15 protein-coding genes are annotated in these 16,692 nt (G+C 63.0%); 6 read left to right on the top strand and 9 right to left on the bottom strand.

Annotated elements, in window-relative coordinates; translation table 11 throughout:
- Nucleotides 1-9: 9 nt before the first annotated feature.
- The 5 genes from truA to accD all read left to right on the top strand — a co-directional run bounded on the left by truA (nt 10) and on the right by accD (nt 4,668).
- Nucleotides 10-846: a tRNA pseudouridine(38-40) synthase TruA gene (gene truA / locus G7047_RS01345; RefSeq protein WP_166300002.1), complete on the top strand. Its 837-nt coding sequence runs from the start codon at nt 10-12 to the stop codon at nt 844-846.
- Nucleotides 847-893: 47 nt separating this feature from the next.
- Nucleotides 894-1,634 carry a phosphoribosylanthranilate isomerase gene (locus tag G7047_RS01340; protein ID WP_166300000.1) on the top strand — a complete coding sequence of 247 codons (741 nt, stop codon included), beginning with the start codon at nt 894-896 and terminating at the stop codon, nt 1,632-1,634.
- 11 nt (nt 1,635-1,645) lie between these two features.
- The gene (gene trpB, locus G7047_RS01335) at nt 1,646-2,914 is read left to right on the top strand and encodes a tryptophan synthase subunit beta (RefSeq protein ID WP_166299998.1); all 1,269 of its coding nucleotides are present in this window, start codon (nt 1,646-1,648) and stop codon (nt 2,912-2,914) included.
- Nucleotides 2,911-3,720: a tryptophan synthase subunit alpha gene (gene trpA / locus G7047_RS01330; protein ID WP_166299996.1), complete on the top strand. Its 810-nt coding sequence runs from the start codon at nt 2,911-2,913 to the stop codon at nt 3,718-3,720. Before trpB ends, trpA begins: the two co-directional genes overlap by 4 nt.
- A 75-nt stretch (nt 3,721-3,795) precedes the next feature.
- A complete protein-coding gene (accD, locus tag G7047_RS01325; protein WP_166299994.1) occupies nt 3,796-4,668 on the top strand; it encodes an acetyl-CoA carboxylase, carboxyltransferase subunit beta in 873 nt (290 codons plus the stop codon).
- 177 nt (nt 4,669-4,845) lie between these two features.
- Here accD and G7047_RS01320 read toward each other — a convergent pair whose 3' ends face one another.
- Together G7047_RS01320 and G7047_RS01315 are read right to left on the bottom strand one after the other, a co-directional pair.
- Complete coding sequence (locus G7047_RS01320) at nt 4,846-7,575, bottom strand: IPTL-CTERM sorting domain-containing protein (RefSeq protein WP_166299992.1); 2,730 nt, start codon at nt 7,573-7,575, stop codon at nt 4,846-4,848.
- Nucleotides 7,576-8,070: 495 nt separating this feature from the next.
- Nucleotides 8,071-8,631: a YggT family protein gene (locus tag G7047_RS01315; protein WP_166299990.1), complete on the bottom strand. Its 561-nt coding sequence runs from the start codon at nt 8,629-8,631 to the stop codon at nt 8,071-8,073.
- 85 nt (nt 8,632-8,716) lie between these two features.
- Between G7047_RS01315 and G7047_RS01310 the strand changes: the two genes are divergently transcribed.
- Complete coding sequence (locus tag G7047_RS01310) at nt 8,717-9,355, top strand: LON peptidase substrate-binding domain-containing protein (RefSeq protein ID WP_166299988.1); 639 nt, start codon at nt 8,717-8,719, stop codon at nt 9,353-9,355.
- A gap of 19 nt (nt 9,356-9,374) precedes the next feature.
- On the opposite strand, the gene G7047_RS01305 is transcribed toward G7047_RS01310, so the two are convergent.
- Genes G7047_RS01305 through G7047_RS01280 form a run of 7 tightly spaced genes read right to left on the bottom strand, consistent with a single transcriptional unit; the run spans nt 9,375 to nt 16,687 of the window.
- A complete protein-coding gene (locus tag G7047_RS01305; RefSeq protein WP_166299986.1) occupies nt 9,375-11,216 on the bottom strand; it encodes a nucleoside-diphosphate sugar epimerase/dehydratase in 1,842 nt (613 codons plus the stop codon).
- Nucleotides 11,213-11,824, bottom strand: a complete 612-nt coding sequence (locus tag G7047_RS01300; RefSeq protein WP_305793615.1) for a sugar transferase — start codon at nt 11,822-11,824, stop codon at nt 11,213-11,215. Before G7047_RS01300 ends, G7047_RS01305 begins: the two co-directional genes overlap by 4 nt.
- Nucleotides 11,821-12,984 carry a DegT/DnrJ/EryC1/StrS aminotransferase family protein gene (locus G7047_RS01295; RefSeq protein WP_166299984.1) on the bottom strand — a complete coding sequence of 388 codons (1,164 nt, stop codon included), beginning with the start codon at nt 12,982-12,984 and terminating at the stop codon, nt 11,821-11,823. The genes G7047_RS01300 and G7047_RS01295 overlap by 4 nt, the downstream gene beginning before the upstream one ends.
- 11 nt (nt 12,985-12,995) lie before the next feature.
- Nucleotides 12,996-13,724: a class I SAM-dependent methyltransferase gene (locus tag G7047_RS01290; RefSeq protein WP_166299982.1), complete on the bottom strand. Its 729-nt coding sequence runs from the start codon at nt 13,722-13,724 to the stop codon at nt 12,996-12,998.
- On the bottom strand, nt 13,721-14,752 hold the full coding sequence (locus G7047_RS01285) for a glycosyltransferase family 2 protein (RefSeq protein ID WP_240939335.1): 1,032 nt from the start codon (nt 14,750-14,752) through the stop codon (nt 13,721-13,723). Before G7047_RS01285 ends, G7047_RS01290 begins: the two co-directional genes overlap by 4 nt.
- The gene (locus G7047_RS31020) at nt 14,749-15,411 is read right to left on the bottom strand and encodes a bifunctional 2-polyprenyl-6-hydroxyphenol methylase/3-demethylubiquinol 3-O-methyltransferase UbiG (RefSeq protein ID WP_240939334.1); all 663 of its coding nucleotides are present in this window, start codon (nt 15,409-15,411) and stop codon (nt 14,749-14,751) included. The genes G7047_RS01285 and G7047_RS31020 overlap by 4 nt, the downstream gene beginning before the upstream one ends.
- A 22-nt stretch (nt 15,412-15,433) precedes the next feature.
- Nucleotides 15,434-16,687: a hypothetical protein gene (locus G7047_RS01280; RefSeq protein WP_166299978.1), complete on the bottom strand. Its 1,254-nt coding sequence runs from the start codon at nt 16,685-16,687 to the stop codon at nt 15,434-15,436.
- Nucleotides 16,688-16,692 lie beyond the last annotated feature (5 nt).

Below are 16,692 nucleotides of genomic sequence, written 5' to 3'. Positions count from 1 at the left end.
GAGGTTTCGATGCGGATCGCATTGGGCGTAAGTTACAACGGTCAAGCCTACAGCGGCTGGCAAAGCCAGCTCTCCGGCAACACCGTACAGGATCACCTCGAAGCGGCCTTGGGCCGCTTTGCTACTCATGAGATATCCACTCTCTGTGCGGGTCGCACCGACACGGGAGTCCACGGCGTCATGCAGGTCGTCCATTTCGACACCGAACTGCAGCGCGCGCCGTTTTCCTGGGTGCGCGGCACCAACACCTTCCTGCCACCCGACATTGCCGTGCAATGGGCCCAGCCCGTGCCCGACGAATTTCACTCGCGCGCAAGCGCCGTGGCGCGGCGCTATGCCTATGTGCTACTGCAGTCGCCCGTGCGCCCCAGCGTCGAGACGGGTCGCGTCGGCTGGGTGTTCCACCCGTTGAATGGCGAAGCCATGGAGCGTGCCGCGTCCCACCTGCTCGGCGAGCATGACTTCACCTCATTGCGTGCCTCCGCATGCCAGGCCAAGTCCCCCGTGAAGACCATGCAGCGCATCACCATCTCGCGACGCGGTGCCCCACCGGGCCGCATCGAAGACGAGCGCAACAGCCTGCATCACTTCACGCCCTGTTATTGGCGCTTCGAGTTCGAGGCCAACGCCTTCCTGCACCACATGATCCGCAACATCATGGGCTGCCTGATCGCCGTCGGCCGAGGAGACAAGGAGCCGGAATGGATGATCGACGTTCTGGCTGCCCGCTCGCGAGACGCCGCCGCCCCCACGTTCTCGCCGGACGGTCTGTACTTTCTTGGCCCCGTCTATGCCGAAAAATGGGGATTGCCCACACACGCGCCTGCGTATGATTGGCTTCCCTGACATCCCGACCTCCCCAGTCCGTCACTCACACTGACGACCTTATCGCCATGGACAAGCACCTAGAGGACTCGAATCCCTCCGTTTCCGCCCTCCCCGCCGCGCGTACTCGCATCAAAATTTGCGGACTCACGCGTGAGCAGGACCTCGACGCCGCCGTAGCCGCCGGTGCCGATGCCATCGGCTTCGTGCTGTATGCCAAGAGCCCGCGTGCCGTCACGGCCCTGCGCGCCGCCGAGTTGGCGCGCCGCCTGCCGCCGTTCGTCACGCCGGTGTTGCTCTTCGTGAATGCGCCAGCCGAAGAAGTCATCGCCGTGGCGGACCAGGTCCCCGGCTCCATGCTGCAATTTCACGGCGACGAGACGCCAGAGGACTGCTGGCTCGCCAGTGGTCAAGGCCATCGCCCCTATCTGCGCGCGGCCCGAATTCCATTGGGCTCTGGTGCGACTTCGTTCAACCTCGTAAAATACGCGGAAGATCACTCTCAAGCCCGAGCCATCCTCCTTGACGCCCATGTCGACGGATTCGGTGGCGGTGGCAAAACATTCAATTGGTCACTCCTTCCACCAAGCGTAGCCTCTCATCTCGTTTTGTCTGGTGGACTCACGCCTGCAAACGTGACCGATGGCATCTTGCAGGTACGGCCGCGTTGCCTGACGCTGGCCGTTGATGTGAGCTCCGGCGTCGAAGCCGATGCTCCCGGGGGCGGTACGCTCAAGGGCATCAAGGACGCCGACAAGATCCACCGCTTCATCGCCGCCGTACGAGCCGCCGATGCAGCAACTGCTTGAATTCTCTGACCATGTCTCAATACCAATTCCCTGACGCACAGGGCCACTTCGGCCCGTATGGCGGCACCTTCGCCAGCGAAACCCTGACCCACGCCATCATCGAGCTGCGTGACGCCTATGCCAAGTACCAGAACGATCCGGAGTTCCTGCGTGAATTCCGTTACGAGCTGGCGCACTTCGTGGGCCGTCCCTCGCCCGTCTACCACGCTGCACGCACCAGCGAGGAAATGGGCGGCGCGCAGATCTATCTGAAGCGTGAAGACTTGAACCACACCGGTGCGCACAAGATCAACAACGTGATCGGCCAGGCCATGCTCGCCAAGCGCATGGGCAAGCCGCGCATCATTGCCGAGACCGGCGCGGGCCAGCACGGCGTGGCCACGGCCACGATCTGCGCGCGCTACGGCCTCGAATGCGTGGTCTACATGGGCGCCGAAGATGTGAAGCGCCAGAGCCCCAACGTCTACCGCATGAAGCTGTTGGGCGCGACCGTCATCCCGGTCGAGTCGGGCAGCAAGACGCTCAAGGACGCGCTCAATGAGGCCATGCGCGACTGGGTCGCCAATGTCGACAACACCTTCTACATCATCGGCACCGTGGCCGGTCCGCACCCCTATCCGATGATGGTGCGCGACTTCCAGAGCGTGATCGGCACCGAATGCCTCACGCAGATGCCCGAGATGCTCAAGGACCAGAAAATCGCCGCTGAGCACCCCGACGCCGTCGTCGCCTGCGTGGGCGGTGGCAGCAACGCCATGGGTATCTTCTACCCCTACATCCCGCACGAAAAGACGCGCCTGATCGGCGTCGAAGCGGCCGGTGAAGGCCTTGACAGCGGCAAGCATTCAGCTTCGCTGCAACGCGGCTCGTCGGGCGTACTGCATGGCAACCGCACCTTCATCCTGCAAGATGAGAACGGCCAGATCACCGAAACCCACAGCATCAGCGCGGGCCTCGACTACCCCGGCGTCGGCCCCGAGCACGCCTGGTTGCAAGAGATCAAGCGTGCACAGTACGTCGGCATCACCGACAAGGAAGCGCTCGAAGCCTTCCACTACCTGTGCCGCACCGAAGGCATCATTCCCGCGCTCGAATCGAGCCACGCGTTTGCCTACGCGATGAAGCTCGCCAAGGAAATGCGCAAGGACCAGTCTATCCTCGTGTGCCTCTCGGGCCGCGGCGACAAGGACATCGGCACCGTGGCGGACCTGACCGGCGGCGAATACTACGACCGCCCCAGCATGCGCGGCCACACAGTCAAGGGAGGTCCTGCAGCATGAGCCGCATTGACGATACATTCGAAAAACTCAAATCCGAGGGCCGCTCGGCCCTGATTCCCTACGTCACCGCCGGCTATCCATTCGCCCAGATCACACCCTCGCTGATGCACGGCATGGTCGAAGGCGGTGCCGATGTGATCGAGCTCGGCGTGCCGTTCTCCGATCCCATGGCCGACGGCCCGGTGATCCAGAAGGCCGGTGACCGCGCCATCGCCAATGGCGTGAACCTCAAGCAGGTACTCGCCCACGTGCGCGAGTTCCGCCAGAAGAACCAGACCACGCCTGTGGTGCTGATGGGCTACGCCAACCCGGTGGAACGCTATGACCAGAGCCACGGCGTCGATGCCTTCGTGAACGACGCGGCGCAAGCTGGCGTCGACGGCGTGCTGATCGTCGACTATCCACCGGAAGAAGCCACCGACTTCGCCGCCAAGCTGCGCGCGAAGAACATGGATCTGATCTTCCTGCTTGCCCCCACCAGCACACCTGAGCGTATGCAGCAGGTTGCGGACATCGCGACCGGTTACGTGTACTACGTGTCGCTCAAGGGCGTGACGGGTTCGGGCGCGCTCGACACCTCGGCTGTTGAAGCGATGCTGCCAAAAATCCGCGAACACGTGAAGATCCCCGTGGGCGTGGGCTTCGGCATCCGCGACGCGCAGACGGCGGCGACGATTGCCAAGTTCTCCGACGCGGTCATCATCGGCAGCAAGATCATCCAGCTGCTCGAAGACCAACCCCACGAAAAGATCATCCCTCTGGCGGTCGATTTCCTGCGCGGCGTGCGCAAGGCAATGGACGCATAATCCCGCAGTTGCGCCTCGTTCCGTATTTCACAAAATGAAATGAACTGAGGCGCTTGCGTATTGGAAAGGAAACCTATGTCCTGGCTCGAAAAACTGCTGCCATCCAAGATTCAGCAGACAGATCCCGCTGAACGCCGCCAGATGCCCGAAGGCCTCTGGATCAAGTGTCCCAGCTGCGAATCCGTGCTCTACAAGAACGATCTGGAACTCAACCAGATGGTCTGTCCGACCTGTGGTCACCACCACCGTATCGGTGCGCGTGCACGTCTGGACGCCTTCCTCGATCCGGAAGGCCGCTACGAAATCGGTCAGGAAGTGCTGCCAGTCGATCCGCTCAAGTTCAAGGACAGCCGCAAGTACCCCGAGCGCCTGAAAGAGGCGCTCGAACACACCGGCGAGACCGATGCGCTCATCGTCATGGGCGGTGCGGTCAAGAGCATCAACGTGGTCGCGGCCTGCTTCGAATTCGAATTCATGGGCGGCTCGATGGGCTCGGTGGTTGGCGAGCGCTTCGTGCGCGGCGTCGAAACCGCCATCGAACAGAAGGTGCCTTTCATCTGCTTCACCGCCACCGGCGGCGCGCGCATGCAAGAAGGCCTGCTCTCGCTTATGCAGATGGCCAAGACCAACGCCGCACTCACACGCCTGGCCAAAAAGGGCCTGCCCTACATCAGCGTTCTGACCGACCCCACCATGGGCGGCGTCTCCGCAGGTTTCGCCTTCGTGGGCGACATCGTGATCGCCGAGCCCAAGGCCCTGATCGGCTTTGCCGGCCCACGCGTGATCGAATCCACCGTGCGCGTGAAGCTGCCAGAAGGCTTCCAGCGCGCCGAGTTCCTGCAGACCAAGGGTGCCGTCGACTTCATCTGCGACCGCCGCGAGCTACGCCAGACCATCGCCCAATCCCTCGCGATGCTGCAGCGCCTGCCAGCCGACTCCGTGGCCTGAACCCGCAACGCCCGTTATCAAAACGAAAAGCCGCCAGCTTCGCAAGGAGTTGGCGGCTTTTTCCATTGCCGTGTATTTCTCTCAACCGTTTACGGTGTTGGCAGCTGGCGAATCAATCTGCCGGTGACCGTCGCATTTCAGAAAGCCGGGAGCCATCTCACCGCATTGCCTCGTCGGCTACCTCCCGACGCGAGCCACTGATACCGTGCGGCGCAGTACACCTACCCTCAGGCCCGCAGCCAGCATGCTCAACAACACCAGCGCCCATTGGCCCAGAGTCGGTACAGGAACAGCGGCAACCACCGGCACTGCCGTTGGCACCGTCGCGCCGACCGGATCGACGATTTCGCCGTTCTTCGCGCCATCCTCATCCCCCACCGCACCATCAGTCACATCAAACTCCGTGGTGTTGCCCGAGGTGCTCAGGTTGTCCGGTGCAAAGAAGCCGGCCTCACTGGCACCTGCCGTTGCCTTGCCGTACTTGGCCGCGCCGTGCACGGGCGCAGGCCAGTCCACCCGCATATGCACCGTCGCACCGGCATCACAACCCAGCAGTTTGAACTGCAGCATGCCGTGCGGCAGGGTCTGGCCTGCGGGCAAGGTGGCGGGAGCAGGCACAAAGGCGCTGCTGCTGGTGTCAAACCTGCAGCTCGCACCGCCTCCAGTGAAGCCGGCAACCGCCGTACCTGCGCTGTTGCCTGCAGCTGGCATGGTCGTACCGCTCAGACTCTTCTGCACGATGGAAAACTGTGCGGTGACGGTACGGTCGGCGGTCACATTGGGCAGGTTGCAGCTGGCAGCAGTGCCGCTGCAATCGCCACTCCAGCCAGTGAGCACATAACCAGTTGTCGCAACCGCCGTGCAACTGGCCGCGCTGCCATGGGCAACCGTGGCGGGCGTACAAGTCACCAAGCCACCTGCAGGCGGATTCGCCGTGGCGTTGACGCTGTAGTTCAGCAATTCAAAGGCGGCGGTGACCGTGCATGCACTCGTCACAGCGCCTGTGACGTAGTTGTCAACGCCCGCAGCGGTGATTGCCCCGTTGCATCCGCCCATGGATGCCGTGCGGTAGCCTTGAGCGGGTACCGCCGTGCAATTGGTGCTGCTGCCTTCAAACACGGTGAGCGGCGTGCAAGCCACCGTTCCACCGCCAGCGGAAACGGGGCTCACTGAATACAACGGCGTCATCGTCCAGCTCGCATCCACTACGGCATCGCTGCTGAGCAGCACCGTGCAGCTGGTGCCTGTGGCGCCCGCGCAATCGCCGCTCCACTGGCCGAACACCGCACCTGGCGCAGTAGGGGCGGCATTGATGACAATGCTGCTGCCTGTGGGATAGCTCACTGCGCCCACAGGAGCGCTGCACGCCACGCCAGTGGTGGTGGTGGCTGTGGCGGTCAGACTACCCATCGTCGACGTGTTGCCGATGCTCAGGCTGCGCATGCTCAGCGCCGTCAGCAACGGCTGACTACCACCCGCTGCGGCATCACCGTCAGTCTGATGGCTGACGGAATCTCCACTGATCACGCCCACACCGGAAACCGTGCCTTGATTGGACAAGGTCACATCGCCAGAACACAGCGCATCAACCAACACTTGGTAGCTGATCTTCAAGCTGTCATTGACGGCCAGATTACCGCCTTGCACCGCATTGGCCCCTGCCCCCAAACGCAGGTTGATGGTGCGTGTGGCGGCGTTGTAGTCAGCCGCGTCATCTCCCGCAGCATCGGTGACACTTGCACCCGCAATCTTGAGCGAACCTGGAATCAGGCTGACTCCGGTGGGCAAGGGATTGGCGTACACCACGTTTCTCGCATCTTCTGTACCCGTGTTGTTCACCGTCACGGAATACTCCAGCACGCGCCCAAGCTGCGACGGGCCTGGATTGAGGCTAACCACCTCCATCTGGCTCGACCCCAATGAGGGGCGGTAGGTGGCGATGGAGGTGACAAAGCTCGTCAGGTAATAGACATCACCCGTCGACGTGGCGCTGATCTTGGCGGTCGTGTCCCCACCGTTGAGCAGGTTCTTGACATCAACCACATCGATGTCCATGCCAGACAAACTGCCCGCAGCACCCGTGGTTTGGGGCAAATCACCCACTACGCTCACAGCAGTCCCAAAATGGCTGCGCGTGCTGTTGAAAAAATTGTCCTGTGGGTTGAGCGCATTGCTCAAAACCGTGCCGTTGAATGACAAGCTATCTCCAGTGGAGGTGATATCCCCTTCCAATGCGACGAGGCCCAGTTTGGCGTCAAACGCAGCCGATGGAACTTTGAAACCGCTCAAGCTGGCGTTGACCGGGCTCCCACTGCCTACCGGGTCCAAGCCATCAAACACTGCCAGATTGCGCAGCACATCCCCATCCAGTTCATACAGCACGACCATCCACCAGGCGGCAAACAGATTGGCGTTGCTCACATTCGAAAGCGGAATAAGGTCAATGCCGCCCAACTGATAAGCGCCCGTTCCGTGCTCTTGCACCAACGGGGTGATGTCGCTGAATGATCGATAGCTGTCATTCACGGCAGTTTGTGTGTCAGAACTTTGAATGACCTCGCTGAAAACGCCCGGGCGCGCCAATGTGGCATTGAGCCCCATGTTGGTGGCCGCCGTTCTATTGGCGGCCCAATAGAGATATGCATGCGTGACGCGCGCGCCAGTGGGCAAGTTCAGCACTGCAGTGCTTCGAGCTTGTGCGGCGGAAATGGATGTGCTGGCTTCGGCCTGGCCCATTGCAGGTGAATCGGAGCGCCAGAAGACGTCAATCGCTGAATCAGCTGTGCTGGTGCCACACGCACCCAAGGTGCCGACCACGGGAGCGGGGATACCGGATGCGCAATCCTGGCCCAAGGTGTTCCCGATGATCACGAAGTCACCGTTTTGAGTGACTTGCGTACGCAGCACGGGAGCTGCGTGAACCGTTGCGCTCCACACCAGCAGGCTCAACAAAACTACAAACAGAACAGCCGCATCCAACCATCGTGACGGCTTGAACGGATGGTGTCCCGTATTGAAAATTGCACGGTTGACGGTCTCTGACAAAGCGCAGGTGGAACGGATCATGATGACTGAACAAAAAGCCAAAAAAGGAATACGCTCCAAGTGGAGCCCGCACCTGCGCTACGTGAGTCGCATGATTTATTGTTACATATTGAATCAATAACATCAAATTAAAACATCTAGTTCATAGACGACGAGGTTTGCGCGTGGTTCTCACGAGGGCTGGCACTGATGCGTGTTTCGCAGCTACCAGATACCTCGCCAGACGATCGCTCCATTGCCAGCCATGCAGCAACACCTGCAGAAAGATTCCGTGCTCTGAAATTCGCTTTCCTGACGCTCATAAAAAAAACCGCCAGCGTCCGCAAGGGCGCTGGCGGTTTTTTGGTGGACCAGACCTCAACCGGCAGCAATGCTGAGCACGCTGGCTTGCAGATGCTGAAGCACGATCATCAACACTTGAAGAACGACCAAGGCAAGCAGCGGTGAAAAGTCAATCCCACCCATCAGCGGCACTACGCGACGGATCGGTCTGAGCACCGGTTCGCACAATCGCTCCAGCACAGCCGTGATCGGCGAGCGCGACTGCACCCAGGACAGGATCGCGTTGATGATCACCAGTCCCATCATTCCCGAGATCGCTGCGCGCGCCACGCCAAACACCGCCATCAGCGGAGCGAGCACAAAGGCTGCGCTCGCGCCCACGAACAGCGACAGAATCAGATACTGCACCAGCTGACCGAGAAATGCGCCGATCAGACACGACAGATCCCAGCGCCCAGCCGATGGCACGAACTTGCGCAGCGGAATCACCAGCCAGTCCGTCAGCACGAACACGAGTTGGCCCACCGGATTGGCGAAGGAAATGCGCTGCATCTGCATGTACAGGCGCAGCAGGCAGGCACCGGTGAACAGCCCACAGGCAATGTCCAGCAACAAAGAGACAATCTGAAAAATCATGGTGTTCAAAACTAATTCCGCGCACGCATCCGAATGAGCGCACGCAACGTGGGATGATAGCGATGCAGATCGCAACGTACGTCACATGCCCCAACAACTGACACTGTCTTCCCTGCCGCTGTTCCCGCTCGGCACCGTGCTGTTTCCCGACGGAGAACTCTCTTTGCGCGTGTTCGAGGTGCGCTACCTCGACATGGTCCGCAAGTGCCATCAGGCGGGTGCGCCTTTCGGCGTAGTGGCGCTGGAAAGCGGTACCGAAGTCCGCCGGGCAGGCGCGCCGCAGGAGCAGCTCTACCGCGTTGGCACGCTGGCCAACATCGAGGAACTGCAGACTCCGCAGGCCGGTTTGCTGGCGGTGCGCTGCAAGGGAAGTGAGCGCTTTCACATCGACAACCAGCGCTTGCTCGGTCACGGCCTCTGGGTGGCGGATGTCACGATGATTCCAGCAGACCTGAACGTGGCCGTTCCCGAAGAGTTGAAAAGCTGCGCCGACCTGCTCGCCACCGCGCTGCAGTCGCTGCGCGAACGCACACCGGAAGCGGCTGCCTCTCTGGCCACGCCGACGGCTGCGCAGCTCGATGACTGCGCATGGGTTTCCAACCGCTGGTGCGAGCTACTGCCGATGCCGCTCGAACTCAAGCAACGCATGATGTCACTGGACAACCCGCTCGCGCGTCTCGAACTCGTCAGCGACGTGCTTGAGAAAACCGGCATCTCGCGCTGAATTTTTTCTTTCCAGAAGCTCAGGCCCCGCGCACACGGTACTCCTGCACATAGCCGTGCAGGCCGCTGCGCAGCACATTCGGAGCAGGCGCTGGACCCAGTTCTTCGACCCATGCGTGCAGCCGCTCAAGCTCATTGAATGACAGCACGACCGCTGTCTGATGCACCACGCGCAGCTGTGGATGATCGGTGGCCGAAGTAGTCTCGTCGTTCGCAAGCCATTCCTCGAACAGCTTCTCGCCAGGTCGCAAGCCGGTGAACACGATGGGCACTTCCGTCTCGGTGCGACCCGAAAGGCGGATCAGCAGGCGCGCGAGCTCGACGATCTTCACCGGCTCGCCCATGTCGAGCACATAGATCTGCCCCGACTGCCCCAGACGACCCGCCTGCACCACAAGCTGCGCGGCCTCGGGGATGGTCATGAAATAGCGAACGATGTCGGGATGCGTCACCGTCACCGGCCCGCCGCGTGCGATCTGCGAGGTGAACAGCGGCACGACGGAGCCGCTCGATCCCAGCACATTGCCGAAACGCACCGCGACGTATTCGGTGATCGGATAACGGTCCGCCATGGCCTGCACCACGCGCTCGGCAAGCCGCTTGCTCGCGCCCATGATGCTCGTGGGATTCACCGCCTTGTCGGTGGAGACCAGCACAAAGCGCTGCGCCCCGCACTCGCCCGCCACGCGCGCGACGTTGAGTGTGCCCAGCACATTGGTGCGCAGCGCCTCGACCTCGTTGCTTTCCTCCATGAGCGGCACATGCTTGTAGGCCGCCGCGTGGAAGATCACCACCGGATGGTGCTTCTGGGCAATCGCCAGCATGCGTTCGTGCTCGCGCACATTGGCCGTGTAGTAGTTGCCGAGCATCTCGGGATGCGCGATGCGCAGCTCCTGCTCCAGCGTGTAGATGGCCGCCTCGGACACGTCCACGCACACCAGGCGCGACACGCCGAAGCGCGCGACCTGTCGGCAAAGTTCCGAGCCGATGGAGCCGCCCGCGCCGGTGATCATCACCGTCTGGCCCGACAGCCATTCGGCCAGATCGCCCGCATCGAGCGCCACCGGTGTGCGGCCGAGCAGGTCTTCCAGATCGACCTGCCTGAGATCGGTCGCGGGCGAGTTGAGCCAATGGTCGGCCGTCGGCATGGTCAGCAAATTGAGCTGCGAGCCCGACCAGCGCAGCAGCACCTCGCGCCGCAGCGCCGAACCGGGCACGCTCGCCAGCAACACGGAGTGCACGCCGTGCGCCTCGGCGATGTCTCCGAGCTGGTTGATCGTGCCGAGAACGCTCACGTTCTGCAGGCTCTGGCTCACGTCCTGATCACGCGGCGAGACGATGCCCACCACCTGCCAGGCCTGCGATCCCTTAAGCGTGCGCAGTGCCTGATCGGCCTCTTCCAGCGTGCCCGCGATGATCAGCGACGACTGCCCGCCCGCACCGCCACGCGCATGCCGTTGCTCGGCGATGGAGCGCCAGGTGGCCCGCGCACCGGCCAGCATCGCAAGCACCAGCAATCCGAAAATCGGGAACACCGAACGCGCAAAGCCCGGGTAGCGCAGCACCATCACGCAGGCCACGGTCGCGAGCACGCCGAGCAGCACGCCCCAGGCAAGCTGGCGCAGATCCGCAAGCCCCACATAACGCCACGCCTGCCGCTGCACGCGCGCCACGGCCAAGCCCACCACCATGCAACCGACGGCCCATGGCATGGTGTCGAGCGCCATGGTGCGGTACTCGGCAGGCAGCTCGAAATTGAAGCGCAGCCAGAACGCAATGCCCCAGGCGAGCGCCACCATGACGATGTCCGCCAGCGCGAACAAGACCTTGTCGCGACTCCAATGAATTCCATTCACACTCATGATTGCCGCCTTTGCGGACCCACAATTGCCCAAACCGTGCGTGCGAGGATCGCCAGATCACCCGTCACGCTCTGATGCGTCACATACTCGAGATAGAAGCGCTGCTTGATCGGCAGGATCTCCTCGACATACGTGCGCTCGACATCGCTGCTGGCCGCCAGCATGCGCTCCTCGTCACGGAACGCAATCGCCGCGTTGTCGGTGATGCCGGGGCGCACCGACAGAATTTTTTCACGTGCCGCCTGCGGATACTGCGCCATATAGCGCGGCACCTCGGGCCTCGGCCCCACGAGGCTCATGTTACCCACAAGCACGTCGATGAGCTGCGGCAACTCGTCCAACTTGCTGCGTCTGAGCAGCCGTCCTACAGCGGTGATGCGCGCATCGCCCGCCGCCGTGACCTGCGGCCCCGAACCATCCGTCACCCGCATGGTGCGGAACTTGCGGATGCGAAATGGCACACCATGCCGCCCCACGCGCTCCTGCCGGAACAGCAGCGGCCCGGGCGAGTCCAGCCTGACGGCAATCGCGCAGGCCACGAGCAACGGAGAGAACACCAGCAATCCGAGCGACGCGCCCAACACATCCATGGCCCGCTTGGCGCTCACCGCATCTCCAGCGCAGAGCGCACAGCCGCGACCACCCGCTGCACATCGGCATCCGTCATGCGCGTGTAGATCGGCAGCGACGCCGTGCGCTCGTAGACCGACTGACTCACCGGAAAGTCCTTCGCGTCGAGCTTGCACGACTCGCGCCAGTAGCTCTGCTGGTGCAGCGGAATGTAGTGCACGCTCATGCCTATGCCCTGTTCGAACATACGCTCGATGAAGGCGTCGCGATCCACGCCCTCGGGCACGAGGATTGGATAGAGATGCCATGAATGCACATCGCCGTTTTCCGCGTGCGGTGGCCGCACGACGTTCATTAGTGCAAACGCGGCATCGAACTGGCGCGCGATCTCGGCGCGGCGCTGCTGCATATCGCGCACACGCTTGAGTTGCACGAGGCCAATGGCCGCCGCGATGTCCGTCATGTTGTATTTGAAGCCCGGCGCGACGATGTCGTAGCGCCAAGCGGGCACCTTGGAATTGAAGCGCGCGAACGCATCGCGGTCGATGCCGTGCAGGCGCATGGTGCGCGCCCGCTTGGCCAGCGCCGCATCGCGGGTGACCAGCATGCCGCCCTCGCCCGTCGTCATGGTCTTGTTCGCGTAGAAGCTGAACACCGCCGCGTCGCTCGCGAGCGTGCCGATCATCGCGCCGCGATGCGTGCACGGCAGTGCGTGGGCGGCGTCCTCAATCACCTTGAGGCCATGGCGATGGGCGATGTCGAGAATCGCCGTCATGTCGGCGCTGCGCCCGCCAAAGTGCACTGGAATGATGGCCTTGGTGCGCGCGGTGATGTGCTTTTCGATCTCGCGCGGATCGATGCAAAGGCTATGCTCTTCGATGTCCACCAGCACCGGATCGGCACCGAGATAACGGATCACTTCGGCACTCGCGGTGAAGGTGTGGGTGGTCGTGATCACCTCGTCTCCGGGGCCGACGCCCGCAGCCTCAAGCGCCAGATGCAGGCCCGCTGTCGCAGAGTTCACCGCCACGGTCTCGAGCGACGCATCGCCGAGAAACTCCGCGAACGCCTGCTCGAATCGCTTGGTCTTGGGCCCCGTGGTGAGCCAACCGGAGCGCAGCGTGTCCACGACCTCAGCGATCTCCTCCTCGCCTACATCGGGCAGGGCAAACGGCAACAGGGTTTGAGCTTCGGTCATCGGAGTCTTCATCACAAAGGTTTGGCAAGCGTGCACAGCACATGCGTGCGCAGCAACGGAATGGCATTCAACAACGGATACAGCGCAGGACTCATGCGGCAGGCCGCACGGCCCAGAGGCGGCGCGAGCGTGATGCGCTCGCTGCGCACGTGCGCCTCCGGAAACAGCGCGCGCACGCGCGTGAGGGGCACCGCACGCACATCCGGATTGCGCGGATTGTCGTAGACAAAATCGTGCCAGAGCACCACCCCGCCGGGCCGCAGCCAGCGCCACGCCTGATCAGCGATCTGCTGCTGCACCGTATCGGAAAGAATCGAGGAAAACACCGTGAACAGCACGATCACATCCTGACTCTGCGCGGGGATGTCGAGCGTCAGCGCATCGGCATTCCAGATGCTGCAGCTTGCAGGCAACACGGCGCGCGCGGCCTCGGCGCGCTCCGCGAGCAACTCGATGCCCTGCAGGCGATCCGGCGCGACGCCAAGACGCAGCAGATCCAGCAGGTTGCCGCCGCTGCCGCAGCCCAGATCCAGCACATCGAGCGCCCCCAAATCTCTCAACCCTTTTTCGGCAAGCATGCGCAACATCTTGCGTTGGCGTTCCTGCCAGACGGCAAGCGCATAGGGATCGCTCAGGCTGTAGCGGTTCGCATCGCGCGCGCCGTCGCGGCGGGCGTAGCGGTCGCGCACGTTCTCGGCTTCGCGCGCTGCGGTCGATGATGTCGGTGCGTCGTCGTTCATCGCGTGAGCGCTCCCCACTGCGGCTGCGGCCCGCGCCCGAGCAGCACATCGCGCCAGCCGCAAAGCGATCCCCAGCCGTAGCCAAAGTGATAGGCCGCGATGACGCCGATGACGCGCGTCGCCATGCCGGGCTCGAGCTGCGAGCGCATCCCCCATAGCGCCAACATCAACAGGCAGGCATAGGCCCCCACCAGCAGCCCCAGTGGCCACGCGGCCACGGTGAATGCCAGCACCAGCGCCACCAGCAGCGCGACGACAAACACCGCAGGCACCAGATGCCGAAGCGCCGCCGCCTGCCCGTGTTTCTTCATGACGAACGGCTTCCAGTACCCATATTGCGAATACTGCTTGAACACCAGGGGCAGCTTGCCACGCGGGAAATAGGTCGAGCGGATGGTCTTGCTCTGCCAGATGCGGCCGCCGCTTTTCTTGAGGCGCAGGTTGTGCTCATCGTCCTGATTGCGCACCAACTGCTCGTCAAAGCCACCCACTTTCGCGAACGTGGCGCGCGGCCAGCAGCCGAGATAGACGGTGTCCACCTCGCCCTCGTATTCCAGATTGCGCGACAACGCCCCGCCCGCCACCCAGGGCGACTGGAACGCCGCCGCCACGGCCTTCTGCATGGGCGTGCGACCCTCGGCATGCCAAGCACCGCCAACGTTGTCCGCCCCCGTGCGCGCGAGCGTGTTCACGCACTGCACGAAATAGTCGCTCGCGTATTCGCTGTGGATGTCCAGCCGCACGATGATCTCGCCGCGCGACTGCACTATGCAGCGGTTGAGCCCCGGAGAGACGATGCGCTGCGGGTTGTCGGTCATCTGAAAACGCGCATCCTTCGCGCACCAGTCTCCCAGCAGCTCGCGCGTGCCGTCGTCACTTGCACCATCGGCGATCAGCACCTCGATCTGCCAGCCGTGCGGCAACTGCATGGCCGCCACATTGGCGCAAAACGCGACGATGTGCTCGCGCTCATTGCGGCAGGGCGCGATCACTGACAGCAGTTGCGGAATGCCTGGCTGCAGATTCACGCGCCCTCCTTGTCGGAGCAACGGAAATAGTAGTGGTAACGGTGCATGGGAAACACGCCGCTGTCCACCTTGGCAAACCGCTCGCGCATGTGGCCAACCAGCGCCGAGCGGCGGGTCTGCCACTCGGATGCGATCTCCCAGAAATGTCCGTCCGTCAGGCGGCGGCGGCATGGAATGCGCAAGCCAATCGACAGATCGATAAAGCGGTTATGGATGCCGAAACGCCCCATGAATCCCGCCCACGGAAAATGCCCCGGCAGAGAGATGAAGGCCTCCGGCGCAAGGCTGCGGATCGCATCAAGATTGGGGCCGAACTGATCGAACGGCATGTGCTCGAGCACCTCGCAGCACGAGACCACATCGAAGCGCTCACCCGCGAGAATCTTCGGCAGCTCATGCAGCGGCGCGCACACGTCGGGCTTGAGCGCGGGGTTGATGTCGGCAGTCACCACCTCGATGCCGGCCTGGCGCAGAAAGGTCGAGACAAAGCCGTTGCCGATGCCGATCTCCAGCACGCGCTGTGGACGGAAACTGCGGATCTGCCGGATCTGATACGACATGGAGTACAGATGCTCAGGCGTGAAGTTGCTGTCGTCCGTGTAGTGCGAACGCGAAAGTGACGCTTCACGCGCTGCGCCCACCTTGCCTTGTCTGCTCATAGATTCCCGTTTTCAACAAACCTCAAGTATCCGTCCGTGCCGCGGCCCAAGCCATGACGATGTAGCCCAGATACACACCAGCGGCGCTGATAGCGTAGGCAATGGCCACACCGATCAATCCGCTGATGGGAAAAACCAACACAACCGACAGCAGCGCGCAGGCGAACAGCAGGCATTGTCCAAGCAGACTCAACCCCAGCCAGCCGCGCCACGGCAGCATGAAGGCGAGAGGACTCGCCACCAGCCGGATCATGCCCAGCGGCAGCAGCCACATCACCATCTGCGCCAGCACCGCGCCCTGCTGCGGAAACACCAGCGGCAGCAACAACGGCACCAACAGCGCCGCGACTACATGCGCGCCCAGCGACAATGCCGCCATGCGCTTGATCGCCTGACGCAGCAGCGCGATCAGCCCCGTTCCCGCACCTTGCGCCACCACGCGCGAGCGCAGTCGATCCGCGAGCGCCAGCCCGAACAGGCTGGTCGGCAGCATCGCAATGCGCAACGCCAGCGCCGCCGTTCCGGCCGCCGCATCGCCGCCCATCGCACCAATCAGCAGCACCTGACCGTGATTGGCGCTCACGTTGAGCAGAAAGCCCGGCAGCTCGGCACGCACAAACGGCAGATGAAAGGCCGCGACGCGTTTGGCGTCAGTCCTGCGCACGCCATCGTCCCCCGAATTGTTCGCCAAACCCAAAAGCCGCGCCGCCATCCAGCCCATCCATGCGGAAAGCGGAATCGACCACTCGATGCCATCCCGCCAACCCAGCGCCCAAGCCAGCAGCAGAACCACCACCATGATGATCGCGGGCCCGCTGCGCAGTGCCGCCGCACGCACCACGTCGCCGCCGCGCGCGCATAGGGATGCGAGCACCAGCGTGGCAGCCTGCGGCGCGAGCGCGAGCGTGCTCGCCCAGAGCCAGAGCGGCACGCGAACCCATTGATGCACCACCGCCAGCGCCGCGAGCAACAGCGCGCAGATCCCCCACGCACTGCGCTGCGCCAGCAAAAACAGCGCTGCCGCGCGGCGCTGCCTGCGCTCCAGTTGGCCCGCATATTCAAGCCGAAAGGTGATCGCAGCCGACAGCATGGCCGACAGCGCCAGCCCCTGGCCAAACGCGCCGAAGCGCTCGGCCCCGGCCCACCACGACACCCACCAGGCGCATGCGAAAAAAGACCCGTGCTGCGCGAGCGTCCAAAGCGCGGCACCGCCCACGCTGCGCGCCCAGTGTGGGCTGGCAGCGTGTTTTGCGGAGTCGGCTTGCGTGCTCGACATGGCGG

It is taken from the genome of Diaphorobacter sp. HDW4A (assembly GCF_011305995.1).
In the GTDB taxonomy this organism is placed as follows: domain Bacteria; phylum Pseudomonadota; class Gammaproteobacteria; order Burkholderiales; family Burkholderiaceae_C; genus Diaphorobacter_A.
Note: the sequence above shows the minus strand (reverse complement) of the source record. Positions and strands in the feature narration are given on the sequence as shown.